The organism is Streptomyces sp. NPDC002788, from assembly GCF_053592115.1.
On sequence record NZ_JBSFVB010000004.1, the window covers coordinates 22,735 to 38,398 of the forward strand.

General features: G+C 72.2%; 13 protein-coding genes and 1 pseudogene. 7 read left to right on the forward strand and 7 right to left on the reverse strand.

Going from position 1 to position 15,664, the window contains the following annotated elements; genetic code table 11:
- Window positions 1-268: 268 nt before the first annotated feature.
- Together ACWD1U_RS09160 and ACWD1U_RS09165 are read right to left on the reverse strand one after the other, a co-directional pair.
- Window positions 269-1,240: an SCO0930 family lipoprotein gene (locus ACWD1U_RS09160; RefSeq protein WP_451105843.1), complete on the reverse strand. Its 972-nt coding sequence runs from the start codon at window positions 1,238-1,240 to the stop codon at window positions 269-271.
- 292 nt (window positions 1,241-1,532) lie between these two features.
- Window positions 1,533-1,706, reverse strand: a complete 174-nt coding sequence (locus tag ACWD1U_RS09165) for a hypothetical protein (protein WP_451105845.1) — start codon at window positions 1,704-1,706, stop codon at window positions 1,533-1,535.
- Between the two features lie 516 nt (window positions 1,707-2,222).
- Between ACWD1U_RS09165 and ACWD1U_RS09170 the strand changes: the two genes are divergently transcribed.
- A complete protein-coding gene (locus ACWD1U_RS09170) occupies window positions 2,223-2,957 on the forward strand; it encodes a bestrophin-like domain (protein WP_451106405.1) in 735 nt (244 codons plus the stop codon).
- A gap of 223 nt (window positions 2,958-3,180) precedes the next feature.
- Complete coding sequence (locus ACWD1U_RS09175) at window positions 3,181-3,717, forward strand: hypothetical protein (RefSeq protein WP_451105847.1); 537 nt, start codon at window positions 3,181-3,183, stop codon at window positions 3,715-3,717.
- A 109-nt stretch (window positions 3,718-3,826) separates the two neighbouring features.
- On the opposite strand, the gene ACWD1U_RS09180 is transcribed toward ACWD1U_RS09175, so the two are convergent.
- Window positions 3,827-4,312, reverse strand: coding sequence for a hypothetical protein (locus tag ACWD1U_RS09180; RefSeq protein WP_451105849.1), 486 nt, complete (start codon window positions 4,310-4,312; stop codon window positions 3,827-3,829).
- 352 nt (window positions 4,313-4,664) lie between these two features.
- On the opposite strand from ACWD1U_RS09180, the gene ACWD1U_RS09185 reads away from it, so the two are divergent.
- Window positions 4,665-5,333, forward strand: coding sequence for a class F sortase (locus tag ACWD1U_RS09185; RefSeq protein WP_451105851.1), 669 nt, complete (start codon window positions 4,665-4,667; stop codon window positions 5,331-5,333).
- A gap of 39 nt (window positions 5,334-5,372) precedes the next feature.
- On the opposite strand, the gene ACWD1U_RS09190 is transcribed toward ACWD1U_RS09185, so the two are convergent.
- Both ACWD1U_RS09190 and lysX read right to left on the reverse strand, forming a co-directional pair.
- The gene (locus ACWD1U_RS09190) at window positions 5,373-6,218 is read right to left on the reverse strand and encodes a polysaccharide deacetylase family protein (RefSeq protein ID WP_451105853.1); all 846 of its coding nucleotides are present in this window, start codon (window positions 6,216-6,218) and stop codon (window positions 5,373-5,375) included.
- A gap of 89 nt (window positions 6,219-6,307) precedes the next feature.
- Window positions 6,308-9,592, reverse strand: coding sequence for a bifunctional lysylphosphatidylglycerol synthetase/lysine--tRNA ligase LysX (gene lysX / locus ACWD1U_RS09195; protein WP_451105855.1), 3,285 nt, complete (start codon window positions 9,590-9,592; stop codon window positions 6,308-6,310).
- A 348-nt stretch (window positions 9,593-9,940) separates the two neighbouring features.
- On the opposite strand from lysX, the pseudogene ACWD1U_RS09200 reads away from it, so the two are divergent.
- Window positions 9,941-10,084: pseudogene (locus ACWD1U_RS09200) on the forward strand (universal stress protein); the annotation flags it as partial.
- A gap of 89 nt (window positions 10,085-10,173) precedes the next feature.
- Here the strand turns inward: ACWD1U_RS09200 and ACWD1U_RS09205 are convergent.
- The gene (locus tag ACWD1U_RS09205; RefSeq protein WP_451105857.1) at window positions 10,174-11,646 is read right to left on the reverse strand and encodes an MFS transporter; all 1,473 of its coding nucleotides are present in this window, start codon (window positions 11,644-11,646) and stop codon (window positions 10,174-10,176) included.
- Between the two features lie 242 nt (window positions 11,647-11,888).
- Here ACWD1U_RS09205 and ACWD1U_RS09210 point away from each other — a divergent pair, with 242 nt between their 5' ends.
- On the forward strand, window positions 11,889-12,833 hold the full coding sequence (locus ACWD1U_RS09210) for a helix-turn-helix domain-containing protein (protein WP_451105859.1): 945 nt from the start codon (window positions 11,889-11,891) through the stop codon (window positions 12,831-12,833).
- Between the two features lie 109 nt (window positions 12,834-12,942).
- Here the strand turns inward: ACWD1U_RS09210 and ACWD1U_RS09215 are convergent, their stop codons facing one another.
- The gene (locus tag ACWD1U_RS09215) at window positions 12,943-14,097 is read right to left on the reverse strand and encodes a CapA family protein (protein WP_451105861.1); all 1,155 of its coding nucleotides are present in this window, start codon (window positions 14,095-14,097) and stop codon (window positions 12,943-12,945) included.
- A gap of 223 nt (window positions 14,098-14,320) precedes the next feature.
- Between ACWD1U_RS09215 and ACWD1U_RS09220 the strand changes: the two genes are divergently transcribed.
- Window positions 14,321-14,866 (forward strand): sigma-70 family RNA polymerase sigma factor, encoded by a 546-nt coding sequence (locus ACWD1U_RS09220; RefSeq protein WP_451105863.1) that lies wholly within the window; start codon window positions 14,321-14,323, stop codon window positions 14,864-14,866.
- Window positions 14,867-15,018: 152 nt separating this feature from the next.
- On the forward strand, window positions 15,019-15,531 hold the full coding sequence (locus tag ACWD1U_RS09225; protein ID WP_451105865.1) for a hypothetical protein: 513 nt from the start codon (window positions 15,019-15,021) through the stop codon (window positions 15,529-15,531).
- Window positions 15,532-15,664 lie beyond the last annotated feature (133 nt).

Genomic DNA, 15,664 nt, shown 5'->3' on the forward strand with positions numbered 1-15,664 from the left:
GCGACCCGAAACGGAAATTGACCATCCGTTCTCGGTCACTGCCTGCGGCACGTGCCGAATTGATACCCGCCCGCATGCCCGTCGAACATATGACGAACCGTGCCCGGGGCATCCCGGAGAGTGCCGGTTCGGACGGGGAAGATGTCAGGAATTTCGATGAGTTCAGGTGAAGCACGGCAAAGCGGTCCGCCCCTCCGTGGGGGCACGGAGGGGCGGACCGGGTCGGCGCTTGGGGATGGACGAGCTGATCGAGCCCGGGGAGGCTTCCCTACTTCTCCGGGGCGCCGACCGGCTTTCCGTCGGGCCGGACCGCGTACCAGGTGCCGCCGACGCCCTGGCCGTTGGTGTCGCCGGGCGCCTTGTCGCCGGCGAAGGTGTAGATCGGCGAGCAGTTGATCGTCTGCTGCGCGCCCTTGCCGTCGGTCCGGTCGAAGATCATGTAGCCCTTCTTCTGAATGCCCTTGGTGTCGTTGAAGTCGACGGGCTCCACGAGGGGCCACTTCGCGAGGCACTCACCGGTGCAGTTGGAGACGGGCTTCGGCCAGGCCTCGTCCTTCATGAACCGGTAGACGGTCATGCCGTTCTTGTCGACGACGATCTCGCCGAGCTCGGGGTCGTTGCGGGTGGACAGTCCGGCCAAATCGGTCTCGCCGACCGCGCCCCCCTGCGCCTTCTTGCCATCGGGGGCGAGCGCGTACCACTTGCCGCCCACGCCCTGCCCCTTGACGTCACCGGCGTTGACGTCCTTGGCGTAACGGTAGGCCGGCCAGCCGCCGACGGTGAGCTGCTTGGTGCCGTCGGCGCGGGTGACCGAGCCGAGCAGCGACTTGTCGATGCCCTCGCCGGCCTCGGCGTCGTCCGCCGGAACCGGCGGCCAGGTCTTGGCGCAGTCGCCGTCGCAGTTCGACTTGGGCGGCTGGTCCGCGTCCTGGTCGAACCGGTACAGGGTGAGGCCGAGACTGTCGGTGACCACCTTGCCGATCTCGTCGGCCGTGGAGACGGACAGCTTGCCCGCGGGAATGGACGGGCTGGAAGGGCTCGGTGCGGCCGGCTGTCCGCTCGCGGTGCCGCCCGCGGTGTTCCCGATGCCGGAGCCGATGCTTCCGTAGTCCCCGGGCGCGGCCGTTGCGCCCACGTTCTGGCTGGCCGCCGGTGGGCTGTCCTGGCCGCACGCCGTCGTCAGCGCCAGGACCGCCGCGGCGCTCGCCACGAGTGAGGCGCTCCGCCAGGAGGTCTTCATCGTCAACTCCCCATATTCGCAAGGGTGTTGCAGCGCCCTGCTGCGCCGCCGCACGGCCATGAGTACGCACGGGGGCAGCGGAAGTGTTCAACCGGCGGCCAAATTTCTTTCCGGAGTCCGTGACGAGCGCCGCTCACCACCGCACACACGTGCGCTTCGGACACCCTGCGGGGTACCGCCGATCAAACCGGCCGCATCCAGATTTCCCTCTTTCGGGGCAATCCCCTTGCGCTCCGGCACGTCGCGGCACCATAGGTCGCATGATCTTCGTCGTGCATGCACCCCTCTCGATTCAACCCGCCCTTGCCGCACGGGTCTTGGCGGTGGCGACGCTGACCTGGACACTCGTCGGCGCACCGGCCGGCACGGCCGTGGCCGACGCCTGCGCGTACGCCTCGACGGGGCCGGACGGCATCGAGGCGGTGGCGATCGCCGGCAGCAGGACCTGGCCGTGCCCGACGCCCACACCGACCCCCACCCCCACACCGACCCCGACGCCACCGCCACCGAAGCCGACCCCGACGCCACCGCCACCGAAGCCGACTCCGACTCCGTCGCCGACCCCGACGCCGAGCCCGGACCCGCCGCCACCGCCTTCGCCGAAGCCACCGCCACCGCCATCGCCCCCGCCTCCGAAGCCGACGGCGAAGCCGGAGCCGCCCCCTCCACCCGCGCCCCGGCCGGCGACGCCGTCGCCACCCCGGCCGGCCCCCAGACCCGTACCGCCACCGCCTGCACCCCCGGCGCCGGCCCCGGCTCCGTCGGCCACGCCCGCACCCCCTCCGTCGGCGGCGCCCGTGCACTACCCGCGGTACCGCGCCGCGCCGCCACGGCCACGACCGTCGGGCGGCGCGCTGTCGCCGCTCACCTTCGTCCTGCTCGTCACGGTGCCCGCGGTGGTCGCCGTCGCCGCGCTGCGCGCGCGCTGATCCTTAATTTCTGGAGGCACCTCTTGCCGGAATGGCTTGCTCTCACCCTCGCGATGCTGGCTGCCTGCGCCGTGGTGGTCGTCATCACCCTCGTGCGGCACCGCAGGGCGCCCGAGGACGAGGACCCCAGCGAGACCCCTGACGTCATCGAGTACATGACGATGTGGATCGGCGTGGTGTACGCCATCGTCCTGGGCCTGGCGATCGCCGGTGTCTGGGAGGGGCGCAGCGCCGCCCAGGACCACGTCCAGGCCGAGGCCACCGCGCTGCACGAGATCTCGGAGCGGGTACGCGTCTACCCGGCCGACGCACGCGACCGCATCCGGGACGACATCCGGACGTATGTCAGCCACGTCGTCACCACCGAGTGGGACACCATGGCCGACAAGGGTGAGGTCACCGAGCGTGGCGGCGAGCTCTTCGAGCGGATCCGCCAGGACGTCACGGACTACGAGCCGAAGACGGATTTCCAGGCCCAGGCCTATCAGCCGCTCCTCGACCAGGTGACCGCGGCGAGCCAGGCCCGGATCGCCCGGGCCGAGTCGACCGGGGAGACCATGCCGGGCGTGGTGTGGTTCGGGCTGATGGCCGGAGCCGTCATCACCATCGGGATGATCTTCGCTCTGCAGATCCGCAGAACGACACGCGAGCTGGTCCTGGCCGGGCTGTTCTCCGCGCTGATCGCCTTCCTGCTGTTCCTGATCTGGGACTTCGACTCGCCCTACAGCAGGGGCGTGACCGCGTCGGCGGACCCGTTCCTGAACCTCTTCCCAGGGGTCGGGGACTGACGCCCCCGCACCACGGATCCGGGCCGGGGGACGCGCGACACACCGTCGCCGTCACCCGTCCGCAGCAGCGGAGTTCCCCCGGTCGGCCCACACATGTGCCCCATTCGCGCGACTGCGATCGCGCCCCCACGCGTACCTTCTTAGCGTTTCGGGTATCGAGGTGCATTTGTGACGCAAGCGGAACAGGTCCGCGGCTGCTCCTCGGGGACCCGGAGGATTCACCATGCGCGCGATATGCGTCGCTTCGGCCGTACTGCTGGGCGCCGGCGCCCTCACCTCCTGCGTACCCGCCGCCGATGCGGCGAGCCGGCACGACTTCCGCTTCGGCGTCGAACCGTCGACGGTCCCGGCAGGCGGTCGGGTCATGTTGCGCGTGGACCGCAACGAGGCCTGCCGGGGGGAGGCAGCGGTCAACTCAAAGGTCTTCGACCTGGTCATCATCCCGCCGGGGGAGTCATGGGCGAAGGCCGTGGTCGACTGGGACGCCAAGCCCGGCGCCGTGTACGACGTGGAGTTCGTCTGTGACGAGTCGAGCGGCACAGCCCGCCTGACGATCGCCGGCGGCCACCCGACGCACCACCCCACCCACCACCACCCGACGCACCACCCCCGCCACCCGAAGGGTGTGCACGCGGGTGAGGGCGGCACCATCGCCGGGTTCGATCTCAAGGAGATCGGTCTCGGCGCCGCGCTCATCGCCGGATCGCTCGGCGCCGCCTATCACTTCTCGCGCCGCCGCACCGACGAGGACGCCGGCTGAACGCACCCCGCGCCCCGCAGGCCTTCGCCCCGGATCCCCTCCACGAGGGGGCCGGGGCCAAGACCGTTCACGTGCGAGGCTCGTAGAAGAAGAAGCGGACAGCGAGGCGTCAGATGCGCCGCTCGGCCCGGCGGCGCATCCAGAACACGCCGCCGCCGACGACCGCCGCGGCCACCAGACCGCCGCCGATGGCCATGTCGGTCGGCGTCGCACCGGTGGTGCTGCTGCCGCCGATACCGCCGCGGACACCGCCGATGACGGTGAAGGCCTGCGGCTTGGTCAGGGTCCTGCCGTTGCAGGTGACCGTGATGTCGTACGACCCCGGGCGGGCGTTGCTGTTGATGGTGGCGGTGCCCCTCGCTGTCTCGTTCGCGCCGCGGACGGGCGAGAGCCTGGTCGGCGAGAACGCGTTGGACGTCGCCGAGCCGCCGTGGCGGCAGCCGTCGACCGTGATGGTCAGCTGACCGCCGCGGGCGATGACGCTGGGCAGGGCGACGATGTTGCTGGGTGTGTCCCACGCGACCGCCGCGGGGGCTGACAGGCCGAGGGCGGCGACCGCTGCGCCGGCGACCGCCAGGGCACGAGTGTTACGCATGTGAACCTCCGGGGAAGACGCCCCGGGACCCGTTCCCCGGTCGATCGGCGAGAAAGCGCCTCCCAGAAAGACAGTCAGTTACCTTGCCCCGAGCCGCATTTCGGGAATGGTCCGTCCTGGTGAGAGAAGGCACCTTCGGAGAACCGCACAATCGGACATCACCGCAGGCCACGGACCGTCAGAAAATTCCTCGCGGCGGCAACTCGGATGGCGCACCTCTGGGCGCCGGTCCGCTCCTCACAGCCCTGGGCCACCCGTTCGCCCCCGCCCCGTCGCCGGTTTCCTGCGCGGCGCTTAGCGTTCTGCTATGCGCGATTGACACGGCGACGGCCGCGTCGAGAGGGGATGGCGAATGTCTGCGTCCGAGCTGGCCGAGGCGGAAGAGGAGGCACGGCGGAAGAAGCGCGCCCCGTGGGGCGTGATAGCGCTTGTTCTGCTGACCGGCCTCGCGCTCATCCGGAATGGTTCGGGGGAGTTCGACCAAGGCCCGCCGCAGCCGGCGACGGCGGCCGCCGCGGACAGCCGGGTGCCCGGCGCCACCTTCGCCGGGACCGTGAAACCCCTGTCCTACGCGCCCCCGGCGCGGGTCAGGATCCCGGGCATCCAGGTCGACGCGCCGATCATCCCCGTGGGCCTGGACGCGGACGGCTGGGTCGGCGCGCCGCCGCCCGAGGACCCCAACCTCGCCGGCTGGTTCACCGGTGCCGTCACCCCCGGCGAGAAGGGCACCGCGGTCGTCGTCGGCCATGTCGACAACCAGCAGGGCCCCGCCGTGTTCTACGGCCTCGGGGCCCTGAAGAAGGGCAATCGCGTCGAGGTCGACCGGCAGGACGGGAAGACCGCCGTGTTCGAGATCTACGGCCTCGAGGTGTTCGAGAAGGACAACTTCCCCGGCGACCGCGTCTACGCGTCCAAGGGCGCGGCGGAGCTGCGGGTCATCACCTGCGGTGGCGGTTTCTCCGAGCAGGAGGGCTACGCGGGCAACGTCGTGGCTTTCGCCCGCATGGTCGAGGTGCGCTGAGCACTCCCGGCCGGGCGGGCGAAAACCTGACGGCGTTCCTCACGTGTAGTGCCGCCGGGGCACGGTGACGTGGTAACCGGAGTCCAGCAGTTCGGGCAGATAGCGCCGCAGGGCGCGCACACTCTGCGAACGGTCGCCCCCGGCGTCGTGGGAGAGCACCACGACGCCGGGGGCGGCGCCGTTCTCCACCCGGTTCACGATGGACCGGGTACCGGGCGTGGTCCAGTCGAGGGTGTCGAGCGTCCAGGCGAGCGGTTCCATGCCGAGTTCCGCGCCGAGCTGGAAGGCGGCGCGGTTCCAGGCGCCGTAGGGGGCGCGGAACCACTCGGGGCGTTCCCCGTAGGCGTCCTCGATGACGTCGCTGGTGCGTTCCATCTCGGAGCGGATCTGCCGGCGGGTGAGGCGGGTCAGCAGCGGGTGGGACCAGGTGTGGTTCCCGACGACATGGCCCTCGTCGGCCATCCGGGCCAGCAGGTCCTTGCTGCCGGCGACCATCTCGCCGCACACGAAGAACATCGCGCGCACGTCGTACTCGGCCAGGGTGTCCAGGATGTCCGGGGTGTAGCGGGGGTCGGGGCCGTCGTCGAAGGTCAGCACCATGGTGCGGCCGCGTCCGGACACGCGCAGCAGCGGTTCACGGCGAACCAGGGTCCGGTGGGGCGCGGCGCGCGGCGGGCCGAAGCCGGTCAGGGGCTGGAGGCGGTACGCGGAGGACGCGAGCGGGCGGCGGGCCTGCGGGCCCGACGCCGGGACGGTGCCGGTGGGTGCGTCCCCGGTGACCGCCGTGAGCACTCCGGCCGTCGCGGCCGCTCCCATGGCTCCGGCGCCCGCGATCAACGCCCGGCGCCGGGTGAGCAGCCGGGAGAGCAACTGATCCTTCTTCATGACTCATCAGTCGCCCGGCGGAAGGCCGACGCACCTGAGCAACACCGGTGCGGCGGCACGGATTCACCCGATCGGCCCATGCAGACGGGTCAGCGGCGGCGCACCAGGGGGAAGGGCAGGGTCTCGCGGATCGTCAGCCCGGTGAGGAACATGACCAGGCGGTCGACGCCGATGCCGAGGCCGCCGGTGGGCGGCATGGCGTATTCGAGGGCCTCGAGGAAGTCCTCGTCGAGTTCCATCGCCTCGGGGTCTCCCCCGGCGGCGAGCAGCGACTGGGCGGTGAGGCGGCGGCGCTGCTCGACGGGGTCGGTGAGCTCCGAGTAGGCGGTGCCGAGTTCGGTGCCGAAGGCGACGAGGTCCCAGCGTTCGGCGAGGCGCGGGTCGGTGCGGTGCTGCCGGGTGAGCGGGGAGACGTCGGTCGGGAAGTCCTTGTAGAAGGTGGGCAGCCGGGTCCGCTCCTCCACCAGCCGCTCGTACATCTCCAGGACGATGTCGCCGTGGCCGTCGTCGGCGACGTACGGCACGCCGGCGCCGTCGCACAGGCGCTTGAGGGCCTCGATGTCCGTGCCCGGGTGGACCTCCTCGCCGAGGGCCTCGCTGATGGCGCCGTAGACGGTCTTGACGGGCCACTGCCCGGAGATGTCGTACTCGGTGCCGTCCTTGTGGGCGACGGGCCTGCCGAAGGCGGCGGTCGCGGCGCCCTGGACGAGTTCGCGGACGAGGTCGAGCATCACGTCGTAGTCGGCGAAGGCCTGGTAGGCCTCCAGCATGGTGAACTCGGGGTTGTGCTTGTAGGAGACGCCCTCGTTGCGGAAGGTGCGGCCCATTTCGAAGACCTTCTCCAGGCCGCCGACGCAAAGCCGCTTCAGGTACAGCTCGGGGGCGATACGCAGATAGAGGTCGAGGTCGTAGGCGTTGATGTGGGTGGTGAAGGGGCGGGCGTTGGCGCCGCCGTGGATCTGCTGGAGCATCGGTGTCTCGACTTCGAGGTAGCCGCGCTCCAGCAGGCCCTGGCGCAGGGCCTGGACGGCCGTGGAGCGGGCGCGGACGACCTCGCGGGCGTCTCGGCTCACGACCAGGTCGAGGTAGCGGCGGCGGATCTTCGCCTCGGGGTCGGCCAGGCCCCGGCGTTTGTCGGGCAGTGGGCGCAGGCACTTGCCGGTGAGCTGCCAGGAGGTGACGAACACGGTCGGTTCGCCCTGGTCGCTGCGGCCCGCGCGGCCGGTGGCGGTGATGTGGTCGCCGATGTCGGTGTCGGCGGTGAAGCGGTCCAGGGCCGGGCCCGAGCGGTCGCGGGTGAGGGCGACTTGGTGGTCGCCGGACCAGTCGCGCAGGACGACGAAGACGATGCCGCCGAAGTCGCGGACGAGCATGATCCGGCCGGCGACGGTGACCTCCTCGCCCTGTTCGATGCCTGCCAGGGTGTGGGTGCGGGCCGGGACGCCCACCGGGTAGGGGTCGGTGCCGTCGGCGCGCAGCCGGTCGAGCTTGTGGTGCCGGACGCGGACCTGGTCGGACAGACCGGAGAGGGGGTCGGCGGGCTCGGTCCCGTCCCCTCCGGCGAGGCCGAGCGCCGCCAACGACGGCAGCCCCTCCGTGGTGGCGGGCCGCTGTCCGCCCTTCGGGTGCCCCTTTCCCCACAACTTGCGCATCGACGGTACGGAGACGAAGCCCTCGGCGATGCCGGAGGCGAGACCGACCCGGGCGAGGGACGCGGCCTCTCCGTAGCAGAGGAAGCGGGGGTACCACTCGGGGCGATACTTGGCGTTGGAGCGGTACAGGGCCTCCAGTTGCCACCATTTGGAGAAGAACAGCAGCAGGCGGCGCCAGAGGCGGAGCACCGGTCCGGCGCCGATGCGGGCGCCCTCCTCGAACACCGAGCGGAACACGGCGAAGTTCAGCGAGACCTTGCGCACGCCCAGTTTCGGGGCGGCGGCGCACAGTTCGGCGATCATGAACTCCATGACGCCGTTGGGGGCGGTGCGGTCACGGCGCATCAGGTCCAGGGAGACGCCGTCCCTCCCCCAGGGCACGAAGGACTGGAGGGCGAGGAGGCGGCCGTCCTGGTCGTGGGCCTCGGCGAGGAGGCAGTCACCGTCGGCCGGGTCGCCGAGGCGGTCCAGGGCCATGGAGAAGCCGCGCTCGGTCTCGGTGTCGCGCCAGGCGTCGGCCCGTTCGACGATCTGCCGCATCTCCTCCTCGGTGAGGGTGGAGTGCCTTCGGACCCGGCAGGTGACGCCGAGGCGGCGGACGCGGTTGACGGCCTGACGGGTGACGCGCATGTCGCGGCCGTCGAGGTCGAAGTCGAGGACGTGCAGGATCGCCTCGTCGCCGAGTTGGAGGGCGCCGAGCCCGGCGCGCACGAAGGCCCGGGCGCCGTCTTCGGAGGCGCCCATCACGGCCGGGACCCAGGCGTAGCGGCGGGCCACGTCCTGCCAGGCGGCGATCGCGTGCGGCCAGGCCTCACGGTCGCCCACCGGGTCGCCGCTGGCCAGGCACACGCCGGCCTCGACGCGGTAGGTGACGGCGGCCTTGCCGCTGGGTGAGAAGACGACGGCCTTGTCGCGGCGGGTGGCGAAGTAGCCGAGGGAATCCTGGTCGCCGTAGCGGGCGAGGAGGGCGCGGATGCGGGCCTCCTCGTCGTCGTGCAGGGCGGCTTCCAGGCGCTGGGAGCGGAACAGGGCGGCGGCGGCGTTCAGCAGGGCGAGCGCGCCGAACAGGCCGAGCAGGAAGAACAGGGCGTGCGGCGGGCGGCCGTCGAAGCTGCCGGCGGGTACGAGGCCGCCCAGGACCCGGTTCGCGGCCCATGCCGGGCGCTCGCCGCTGGGCAGGCTGCCCGGGAACGCCTCGACCAGGGCCCAGCCGACCAGGATCGCCACGATCAGACCGGCGACGAGGACGGCGAGGGCCCGGCGTACGGCCGCGCGGCGGGAGGCGGCGTAGAACTCGCGGCGGGCGACGATCAGCAGGGCGAGGGCGAGGCCACACACCACGAAGGAGGGCACGGACTCGGCGAACTCGCCGACGGCCATGCCGAGGATGTCGGTGAGGACCAGCAGACCCAGGTAGACGACGACCAGCCACCAGGCGATCTTCTTGCGGGCGGCGGTCGCCGCGGCGAGCAGGAACAGGAAGACCGCGTAGGCGAGGTTGGCGCTGACGGGGACGAGCAGCAGGTCCAGGAAACGGACGAGGGGGCGCAGTCCCGTGCGCAGCGGCGGGATGACGGCCAGCAGGGCGCAGAGCAGGCCGAGGACGCCGAAGAGGACCGCGAAGCCCTGGGGTACCCGGCTCAGGAAGCCGTGGGCCCGGTGGGGTGGGCGTATCGGGCCCGTGGTCTCCTCGGCCGTCCCGGTGCCCGCGATGACGCTCATGCTTCGACTCTAGGAAGACCCGCGCCACCTCGCCCGTCGAGCGCTCCCGGCCGACGTCTCTTGCGGGGCCGGATGTCCCGCCCATAGGGGCGTCGCGGGTTCGATGCCCGGCCCGGCGACCGGGCCGGGGGCCTTCGACACCGTGGGTGGCCCAGGGCGTCCGGCAGGCGCGGACGGTACCGGGACCCCGCAGCCGCTCGACGGCCGGCCCCGGCGACGACTCCCGCCCGGCGGCCAGCCCGGGCGGCCCCGGCTCCCGCCCGGCGCACAACCCCGGCGGCCCCGGCTCCCGCCCGGCGACCGGGCTGCCGGGCTCCCGGGCTCCCGGGCTCCAACAGCCTCGCCGCGCTGACGGAACAGCACTTCCGTCAGTTCGGACGGGGCACGGACGGGTCGGAGGTGATCGTGGTCGGGGTGGACGGCTCGACTCCTCGCTGCGGGCGGCGGCCTACGCGGACGGCGCTGGCCCGGCGGCAGCGCGCGCTGCCGGCCGGAACAGCGTGAGGCGCGGCGGCGCGCCGGGTCCCGCTCGTGGACACCTGGCGCGGCTGCCTGCGGGCGAGTGGAGCGGAGCGATGGGGTCAGCCGCGGGGCAGGAGGAGGCGGGACAGAAGGGCAGTGCCGAGGAGGAGGGCGGCGACGGTGAGGAGACCGATGCGCATGCCGGGGAGGGAGAATTCCCCGCCGGGTCCGGAGAGCAGGCTGCCGAAGAGGGCGACGGAAAGCGCACCGCCGGTCTGGCGCAGGGAGTTGAGCAGCCCGGACGCGGTTCCCGTGCGCTCCTGCGGGACGGCGTCCATCAACAGCGCGGTGAGCGCGGGCACCGCGAGCGCCCCGCCGAAGCTCAGCGGCAGCAGCAGGACGAGCACCAGCCACAGCGGGGTGTGCGCGGCCAGCGGCAGCATGGCCAGCATCGCTCCTGTGAAGACCAGCTGCCCGGCGACGATGACGGGGCGCCGTCCGATCCGCTCCGCCAGCCGCGGCGACAGCACGTTGGTCATCGTCACCACCGCCGACATCGGGACGAACATCAACCCGGCCGCGATCGCCGACATCCCGCGCAGCTGCTGGTAGTACAGCCCGAGCAGGAAGATGCCGCCGTAGAAGGCGGCGTTGACGGCGAAACCGACCGCGAGCGGGACGGCCACCCTGCGATCCATCAGCACGGCCGGCGGGACCATGGGCCGACGGTGCCGAGCCTCCACCACGCCGAACGCGCACCCGGAGGCGAGGGCGAGCGCGGCGGCGGCCGGCACGGGGCCGCTGGTCCAGCCGAGGTGGCCGCCCTCGATCACAGCGAAGGCCAGCCCGGCCAGGGCCAGTACGGCGGTGAGCTGGCCGCCGATGTCCAGCGCGGCCGGTCGACGCGGGGAGCGCGGCACCCGGACCAGCAGGCCCAGGATCAGCGCACCCACGGGGATGTTGAGCAGGAAGACCGCCCGCCAGCCCGCAGAGTCGGTGAGCAGCCCGCCCAGCACTGGCCCCGCGGCCATGGCGACCGAGCCGCCGACCGTCCACAGCGCGATGGCACGGGCACGCACCCGGGCGTCCTCGTAGGCATGCCGGATCAGCGCCAGTGAGGCCGGCATCACGATCGCGGCGGCGGCTCCCTGCGCCACGCGAGCGCCGACCAGGACGCCGATGCCGGGGGCGAGCGCGCAGACGAAGGAGGCGAGGGTGAACAGCGCGACGCCCCAGGCGTAGGCGCGGCGGGCGCCGGTGCGGTCGGAGAGGGCACCCGCGGAGAGCATCAGGGCCGCGAACATCAGGGTGTACGCATCAACCACCCACTGAAGACCGGACATCCCGCTGTGGAGGGAGTCGCGAATCGCAGGCAGCGCGATGTTCACGGCCGAGACGTCGATGGTGATCACTGTGAAGCCGAGAAGCGAAGCGACCAGCGCGACGCCGTTCCGCTGCGTAGCGGTGGACGCTTCGCCAGGCGGCACGGTAGGTCGGGAACGGTCCGGCTGTGGCCGCCGCGGCCCGGGCGTCGACGGCTCCGCGTCGTGCCCGGGGACGGAGGCGGTGGACGGGGCAGGGGTGGCCGGCATGGTGAACTCCTCGGCGACTGCAGGTACGGCTCATCAGAAGTGACCGGGCGGGCGGCCGCGGCCCGCCGGGGCCGCGGTCCGGTGTCTCGCACCCCCTGGGCTCCGGCGGCCGGGCCGCCCGCTCCGGGATCGACTCTCCTCCCGTGTGGGCCCGCCCGGCAGACCGCGCTGTACCCGGGGTGCGGCGTTCCAGGCCCTGACACGGCCCCCCACGCCCCGTGACGGCCTGCGACAATGGCCGGATGACAGCAGCATCGGATGCGAGAGGCACGGAGCTCGGCCGATACCTGAAAGCCCGCAGGGCACAGGTACGCCCGCAGGACGTCGGTCTCCCGGCCGGCGCGGGCCTGCGCCGCACTCCCGGACTGCGCCGGGAGGAGTTGGCCGCGCTGGCCGGAGTGAGCGTCGACTACTACATCCGCCTCGAGCGCGGCCGGGAGACCAACCCCTCCCCCGCCGTCGTGGACGCCCTCGGCCGCGCCCTGCGGCTGCGTGGCGACGGATACGAACGCCTGCACGAGCTCGCGGAACTGGCCGCCGGCCGGTCTGCTGAGCTGCCGGCCTGCTCGGACCACACCGTCCGCGACTCAGTACTGCGGATGCTGGAGTCGGTGCGCCCGCTGCCCGCCTATGTGGTGAGCCGCCACAACCGGGTTCTGGCCGCCAACCCGCCCGGCCGGCGGCTCATGCCCGGGCTCTGGGACTGGCCGGAGGACCAGCGCAACCTGACCCGCTACATCTTCCTCCACCCGGTCGGCCGGACTCTCTACGAGCCGTGGGAGGAGACCGTCGCCCTCTCGGTGGCGCATCTGCGGGCTGTCGCCGGGGTCGACACGGACGATCCCGAGCTGACCGCGCTCGTCGGCGAACTGATGTTGAAATCACCGGAGTTCGCAAGGTGCTGGGAGCGGTACGACGTCTGCGAACGAGGCGGCGGGCAAAAGCGCTTCCGGCACCCGAAAGCCGGCCCGATGACACTGACCTACGAGGTCATGCGACTGGCCCGGACGGGCGGCCAGCGAATGGTGGTCTACCAGGCTGTCCCCGGTACCCGGGACGAGACGGCCATGCTCCGCCTGGACTCCGCGGACGCCCGGCCGGAGTCGGTGTCCCCGATCCACCCGGAGCGGGCCGCCGAGTCGCGCCCGGCCGGCGTGTCCTTCCCGGCCCACGCCCCCGCCGGCTGAGCCACGAACCGCCGAGCGGGTGTCCGCTCTCCGACTCCGCAGTGCCGAAACCGACGTCCCTCTTCCCCTCCATGCCGGGACGACACGAACCGCTGCCGGAGTACCGGTCCTACTCCCCCATCACCAGACCGTCCTTCGCGGCGCCCCGGCTGAGGACCACGTCCCGGATGCGGTCGCGGACGGCCCGGACGCCGGCGCGCTGGACGACCGCCCGGTTGAGGTTCACGACCCGGCCGGCGTCGACGTCGAACCACTGCGGGACGAACTCCGCCTTGGTCACCTCCCAGCGGCCGCCCGGCCGTGCGGGCGGGGCGAAGGTGAAGCGGCCGAGGGTGGACTGGTTGCCGCGCGGGTCCTTGGCGCCCTCGGGGTTGGTCATCTCGCCGGCGATCTGGTCTCCCATGCCGTAGATCACCCAGGTGCCGTTGACCTTCTCGTAGGCCTGTGGGACGTGCGCGTGGGTGCCGAGGATCAGGTCGATGGCGGGGCGGTCCCCGCTGCGCGCGGCGGTGAGGCTCCGGGCCAGGGTCAGTTGCCGCTCGTCGGGGGCGTCCTGCCATTCGGTGCCCCAGTGCAGGGAGACGACGACCACGTCCGCGCCCGCCTCGCGCGCGGCCCGGGCGTCGGCGAGGACCGTGGCCTCGTCGATGAGGTTCACGGCCCAGGGCTGCCCGTCGGGGAGCGGGATGCCGTTGGTGTCGTAGGTGTAGGCGAGGTGGGCGACCTTCGCCGGGCCCGCCTGGAGGACTGTCACCGTGCGGGCCTCCTCCTCGGCGCGTGCCGAGCCGGCGTGCTGCACGCCTGCGCGGTCGAGGGCGTCGAGGGTGCGGCGGATGCCCTCCGCGCCGTCGTCCAGGGTGTGGTTGGAGGCGGTGGAGCAGCCGTCGTAGCCGGTGGCCGCGAGGGCCCGGGCCACTTCGGGCGGGGACTTGAAGGTGGGGTAGCCGGTGTAGTGGCCGTTCTCGCCGTAGACGGTCTCCATGTGGCACAGGGCGACGTCGGCGCGGGAGACGACGGAGCGGATGCCGGAGAGCATCGGCCGGAAGTCGTAGCCGGTGCCGCCCGCGTCGAAGCGGGCGCGGTCGATGATCGAGCTGTGCGGGAGGACGTCGCCGGAGGCGACCAGTGTGAAGCCGCGGGGCCCGGCGGCGGACGGTGCCGGGCGTCCGTGGCCGGACGGTTGATGGCTGCGGGCCTGGCAGGCGGCGCCTGCGGCGAGAACGACGGTCAGGGCGAGGGCCACCTGTCGGCTGCGTGCGAGCATCCATTCACCCCACTATGGGCGTAGTAGTTGTATTTACGCACAATCAGGAAAGAAGGCTCAGGGCGCCCCATGCGGCTTCGACACGCTCATCAGCCCGTCCGGCACCCACATGGCCGGGCGCCCTGACCGTTCGTCGAACCGTTCGTCGACGCGATCGACCGTCCGCCGCACAGCGGGGTACGTGCCCTGTGCCCCGGCCGCGCCCTGCGGTGGCATACGGCCCATGACGGCCGGATCCACTCTCACGAACGGGACGACCGCCGAGCACGAGCTCGCCGCACTGCAGCGCGAGCACGGCCGGCCCCTCTTCGCGCTCCTGCTCCGGCTCTGCGACGGTGACCGGCAGCGCGCGGAGGACTTGGTCCAGGAGACGCTGGTGCGCGCCTGGCAGCACCCCGAGGCCCTGCGCGCCGACGACTTCGACTCCGTACGGCCCTGGCTGATGACCGTCGGGCGGCGGCTCGCGATCGACGCCCGGCGCGCCCGGCAGGCCCGTCCCCCCGAGGTCGGCGACGCGGTGCTGGAGAACGCGCGGGTCATCTCCGACCACGCCGAGCGGGCCGCCGCGATGCTGGATGTCCGCCAGGCTGTGAAGACACTCACTCCGGAGCACCGTGAAGTACTGGTGCTCGTGTACTTCCAGGGGGCGAGTGTGGCGGAAGCCGCGGCAACCCTCGGGATCCCGCCCGGTACCGTGAAGTCCCGCGCGTACTACGCGCTGCGCGCCCTGCGCCGGGTGCTTCCTGGATACTCCGCCGACCTGCGGTGAAACCAATGGTCGAGTCAAACCTCCGTAAAGCGCCTTGCTGAGGACCCCGGTTGAGTAATCGGCTGTTCTCATCCGTGTTCCGGATGGGGCCGACAGCGCCCCGGGATTCCGGTGTCGGGCGACGCGCACGTACCGGAGGAAGGCAGGAAGGGATGCTGGACAGAGGTCAAGGGAGGACGGACGGCGCCGACGGCGAACTGACCGTCCCCATGGCGTGGTTGTATGCCGAGTACATCGCCGACGAGCTGCTGCGGACCGGCGATCTGATGCCGCCGGCGTCCTTCGAGTTCCGCGCCGGGCGCGATGCCCTGGCGCTGACCGTCTTCCTCTCCGACACCGACGGGGAGCTGTCCGGCATCCGGGTCATCACCCAGCTGGAGACGTGGCTGTCACTGACCGCGTACGACCAGCCGTGGCAGGAGTGGGTGCGAGGTCGGCTGGCCGAGCTCGCCGCCGAGGCCGCGGGTTCGCGGAGGCCCGCGCCGGACCTGGATCTCGCGGAGGAGGCCTGGCGATGGCTGCAGGAGACGGAGCTGCTCGCTCCCGACCTGAACGCCGTGCCGGGCGGTGCTCCGGTGGTCGGGGAGGACGAGGGGCCGAAGGTCTGGACGCCCGCCTGGCAGCTCGGGCTGCCGCTGGGACACCTCGCGATCCACCTCTTCTGAGATTTTCGCGGCCCGGGCCAATCCGCGGGCCGGAGGGCTCCGAATCCTTTGGTTGCGATTGTGTCACCGGCTTGAGTGATTCCGCTGCCTGGTCCGTACCGGTGGGAGCAAGGAGTAACCCCACCCGCACCCA